Annotated in this window: 4 protein-coding genes; 2 read left to right on the top strand and 2 right to left on the bottom strand. The window is 69.2% G+C overall.

From position 1 onward, the window contains the following. Together JNW89_RS28295 and JNW89_RS39095 are read right to left on the bottom strand one after the other, a co-directional pair. Window positions 1–749: GtrA family protein (locus JNW89_RS28295; RefSeq protein ID WP_238451427.1), on the bottom strand; the 749-nt coding region annotated here is incomplete at its 3' end. Window positions 750–812: 63 nt separating this feature from the next. After that, entirely contained in the window at window positions 813–1,673 is an 861-nt protein-coding gene (locus JNW89_RS39095; protein WP_375155155.1) for a GtrA family protein, read from the bottom strand. Between the two features lie 137 nt (window positions 1,674–1,810). Here JNW89_RS39095 and JNW89_RS28285 point away from each other — a divergent pair, with 137 nt between their 5' ends. Together JNW89_RS28285 and JNW89_RS28280 are read left to right on the top strand one after the other, a co-directional pair. Continuing rightward, window positions 1,811–3,655, top strand: coding sequence for a phosphoenolpyruvate carboxykinase (GTP) (locus JNW89_RS28285; RefSeq protein ID WP_238451423.1), 1,845 nt, complete (start codon window positions 1,811–1,813; stop codon window positions 3,653–3,655). 37 nt (window positions 3,656–3,692) lie between these two features. Further along, window positions 3,693–4,556: a hypothetical protein gene (locus JNW89_RS28280; protein WP_238451422.1), complete on the top strand. Its 864-nt coding sequence runs from the start codon at window positions 3,693–3,695 to the stop codon at window positions 4,554–4,556. Window positions 4,557–4,646: the final 90 nt, after the last annotated feature.

Here is a 4,646-nt window from a genome sequence, read left to right as displayed (position 1 = left end):
TGATGGCGCACGCCGCCCTGCGGACCCTGCGCGAGGCGGGGGCGGCGGGTGCCGGCGTGCAGTTCCGCGGCCAGCTCGGCGTCGAGGTCGGCGCCGACCGTGCTGCCCAGCCCGGCGTCCAGTGGGGCCGGACGTCCCGTCGGCTGCGGGAAGACCGGTTCGGCCATCGGGCCGCCGGGGCGCTGCGCCGCCTGCTGCTGCTGGGCCTCCTCCAGCTCGCTGACCGACTCGGCCAGCTCGGCCACCGGGTCCAGCTCGGCCATGGTGTCCCACTCGTCCCGAGGAATCGTGTGCCAGGTCTCCTCGGCGTGCGCGGGTACCGGCTGGAACACGAACGTCCGGTACGACCAGAACCGGAACATGGTCGCCAGCAGCACGCCGCCGGTCTTCGCCACGTTGAGCGCGAGCAGGCTGTTCACGCCCAGGCCGTACTTGGCGGCGGCGAGGACGCCCAGCTCGATCAGCAGGCCGGTCGCGTTGAACAGGAAGAACAGGACGTATTCCCGCTTCAACGCGGATTTCGGTCGATCCCGGTACGTCCAGTGCCGATTCATCAGATACGACGTGATCGTCGCCACCACGGTGGCGATCACGGTCGCCTTCAGTTGACCGTTGACAAAAACGGTGAGTGCCAGGACATTGAACACCGCGTAATTGATGACGGTGTTGATGCCACCGACGACGCCGAATTTGAGCGCCTCGTGGATGAACTTCTGCCAGCGCTCGGGCAGCAGACGGACAAGACGCATGCGGAACACCTTAGGGCAGTGGTTGGGGCCGGCAGGTCCCGGCCGGACGAGGTGGGCGGCAGGTCACGCCCCCGGCGGCCGGTCGTGCGCCGCCTCCGGAACCGGGGGGTTTCCCGCTTCCACGAAGACGAACCGTCGGTACGACCAGAACCGGAACAGCGTCCCCAGGCCGGTGCCGACGATGAAGCTGGCGATGTTGTCGGCCAGCGGGGTCTGGAAGACCTCCGGCCAGATGCTGCCCAGGCCGTAGCGGCTGATCGCCAGGCAGGCCACGGCGATGCCCAGGCCCACCCCGTTGAAGAAGAAGAACAGCGCGTACTCGCGGGCCGGGTTGGAGCGCTTGCGGTGGCGCCAGGTCCAGAACCGGTTGCCCACGAAGGCGACGCTGGCCGCGATGACGGTGGAGATTGTCTTGGCGGTCACCTGCTCGACGTCGCGCACGGCCGTCAGGTAGTTGAAGAGCGCGAAGTCGATGAGGAAGGCGATCCCGCCCACCGTGGCGAACTTGCTCAGCTCGCGGACGAGGTGACCGAAGCGGTCCAGCAGTGTGCGGACCAGACCCGGGCGGGTCTGCGGAGACCCTGGCTGGTCCCCGGTCATCGTCGCGGCCACCCGCCGAGCGTACCGGTCGGGAGCGAGCCGGACGCGCAGCAACGGCGAGCCGGCCCGGATCACTCTCGACGCGGGTCGTGACCGGCCCGCCCGGTGCCGCCGCACGTGAGCAGAGCGTAACTCTTTGTGGACCGATCGCCGTTCGGTTCGTCCAATCGACGTGCCCGTCACCGGAAGCCCGGTTCCGCTGTCCGTCATCGTCCGTTCCGGTGGCCGCCAAGAGTTCGCCGCAGGATTTGCGTGAAACTGCGCGGGAAAGCGGGTATTAGCTCGTGATGCCGCAGCCGGGCCGTACCTTGTGCAGTTCTTCACAACCAGTCCCACTGACTCGCGGCTCGGCCCGGTTTACGCTGAGCGCAATCCCAGGTTTCCACGATGGCGACGCGGCTCGCGCCCGCCAGACTCGTGCATCCATAGAACGGTCAGCGTCGACCACAAGGAGATGTGTCATGGTTGCTCCGGCTACTGTTCGGGGTATCGATCAGGCCCCGACTACCCACCCCAAGCTGCTCGCCTGGGTCAGAGAAGTCGCGGAACTGACCACCCCCGACCGCGTGGTCTGGGTGGACGGGTCCGATGAGGAGTGGCGGCGCCTCACCGACGAGCTGGTCGAGTCCGGCACCCTGATCCGGCTCAACCCGGAGAAGAAGCCCAACTCGTTCTACGCGCGCACGGACCCGACGGACGTCGCCCGGGTCGAGGAGCGCACCTACATCTGCTCCGTCGACGAGGCGGACGCCGGCCCCACCAACAACTGGATGGCGCCGGCCGAGATGAAGCGGACGATGACGGAGCTGTACCGCGGGAGCATGCGCGGGCGCACCATGTACGTCATCCCGTTCTGCATGGGCCCGGTGGAGGCCGAGAGCCCCATGTTCGGCGTCGAGATCACCGACAGCCCGTACGTGGTGGCCTCGATGCGGATCATGACCCGGATGGGCGCCAAGGTCCTCGAGGCGATGGGCGACGACGCCGACTTCGTGCACGCGCTGCACTCCATCGGCGCCCCGCTCGCCCCCGGCCAGCAGGACGTCACCTGGCCGTGCAACGAGACGAAGTACATCTCGCACTTCCCGGAGACCCGGGAGATCTGGTCCTTCGGCTCCGGCTACGGCGGCAACTCGCTGCTCGGCAAGAAGTGCTACTCGCTGCGGATCGCCAGCGTGATGGGGCGCGACGAGGGCTGGCTCGCCGAGCACATGCTGATCCTCAAGATCACCTCGCCGGAGGGCAAGGTCTACCACGTCGCCGGCGCCTTCCCGTCCGCCTGCGGCAAGACCAACCTGGCCATGCTGGAGCCGACCATCCCGGGCTGGAAGGTCGAGACCATCGGCGACGACATCGCCTGGATGCGCTTCGGCTCCGACGGTCGCCTCTACGCGGTGAACCCGGAGTACGGCCTCTTCGGCGTCGCGCCCGGCACCGACTGGAAGACCAACGCCAACGCCATGCGGACGCTGGACCGCGGCAACTCCATCTTCACCAACGTGGCGCTCACCGACGACGGGGACATCTGGTGGGAGGGCATGGGTGAGCCGCCGGCGCACCTGATCGACTGGAAGGGCAACGACTGGACGCCGGAGAGCGACAGCCTCTCCTCGCACGCGAACAGCCGGTTCTGCACCCCGATCACCCAGTGCCCCATCCTCGCCGAGGACTACTACGACCCGAACGGCGTGCCGATCGACGCGATCCTCTTCGGTGGCCGTCGCCGGGACACGATCCCGCTGGTCACCGAGGCCCGCGACTGGGTGCACGGCGTCTACATGGGTGCCACGCTCTCCTCGGAGACCACCGCCGCCGCGTCCGGCGCGGTCGGCGTCGTCCGCCGCGACCCGATGGCGATGCTGCCGTTCATCGGCTACCACGCCGGCGACTACTTCCGGCACTGGATCGAGATGGGCAAGGGCGTCGACGGTGACGAGGCCAAGCTGCCCAAGATCTACTACGTCAACTGGTTCCGCAAGGACGCCGAGGGCAACTTCCTCTGGCCGGGCTTCGGCGAGAACTCCCGGGTGCTCAAGTGGGTCATCGAGCGGCTCGAGGGTCGGGCCGACGCGGTCGAGACCCCGATCGGCATGGTGCCGACGCAGGACGCGCTGGACGTCGAGGGCCTGGACATGACGCCGGAGGACGTCCGGATCGCCCTCAAGGTCGACCCGGAGGAGTGGCGCAACGAGCTCCCGCTGGTCACCGAGTGGTTCGAGAAGTTCGGTGACAAGCTGCCGGGTGTCCTCTGGGCCGAGCTGGACGCGCTGCGCGCCCGGCTCGACGCGGAGCAGCCGCAGAAGTAGGTGTGACGGTTGCCCGTACCGGGCAACATCGGATCCCATGAGGACGGCCGCCGAGACCACCGAGGTCCGGCGGCCGTCCGCCGTCCGGGCCCTGACCACGCTGCTCGCCGTCACGGCGGCGGCCACCGTCGTGGTCGAGCTGCTCAACTGGTGGTACGCCCCGGAGCAGGAGTTCGGCCTGGCCGTACGCACCGGCTGGGCGATGCTCCGCTCACTCGCGTTCCTGGTGCTGATCGGGCACGTCAACCGCGGTCGTACCGTGGCCCGGCCGTTCGGGCTGATCCTCGCGGTGACCACCATCTTCGCGGTGGGCCGGCTGGTGGTGCCCCGGCAGGGGGTGCCGCCGCTGCCCGGGCTGCTCGGCTTCGCCCTGCTCACCGCGCTCTGCGTGAGTGTGGTCGCGCTGCTCTACCGCTCCGAGGCGGTCGGCGCGTACCTGGTCCGGCACCGCAAGACCCTGGTGGTCTCCGGCGGCACGATCTCCTGGCGGGAGGCCGCCCCGAAGCGGCCGCCGGTCACCGGGTGGCTGCTCACCAGCCGGGTCGCGGCCTTCACGTACAGCCCGTTGATGCTGGTGCCGGCGCTGGTGGCCGGGGGCGCGATTCTGGACGGCCGACTGGCCGCCGCGCCGGCGGTGGTGTTCTGGTTCCTCGCCGGCATCGCGGTCAGCTACGCGGTGCTCTTCTGCACCGCGTTCCTGATGCGCGGCCGCCGCTGGGCCCGCACCCTGCTGGTGGCGATCACCCTGGGCGTGCTCGCCGTCGACCTGCCGCTCTGCTGGTGGCTGCTCGGCGTCGACGGCCTGGTCCGGGACGGTGGCCCGCTCGTCGCCGCCGCCGTCCTCGCCCTCTACGGCCTCTGGCGCGCCACCCGCGCCGAACCATCCCCACCCCCCACCTGATCCCCCGGGCCAACCGGCCCACTCGGGTCCGTTGATCAAGAAGTTTGCGTCAGAATCCCGCGCTGTCCCGACGCAAACTTCTTGATCAAC

This window comes from Micromonospora sp. 4G55 (assembly GCF_016803375.1).
This window is presented reverse-complemented; position numbering and strand designations above follow the sequence as displayed.

Excerpts from the sequence above, each read along its gene's own strand:
- JNW89_RS28285 (WP_238451423.1), top strand. The coding sequence starts at position 1,811 with ATGGTTGCTCCGGCTACTGTTCGGGGTATCGATCAGGCCCCGACTACC.
- JNW89_RS28280 (WP_238451422.1), top strand. The coding sequence starts at position 3,693 with ATGAGGACGGCCGCCGAGACCACCGAGGTCCGGCGGCCGTCCGCCGTC.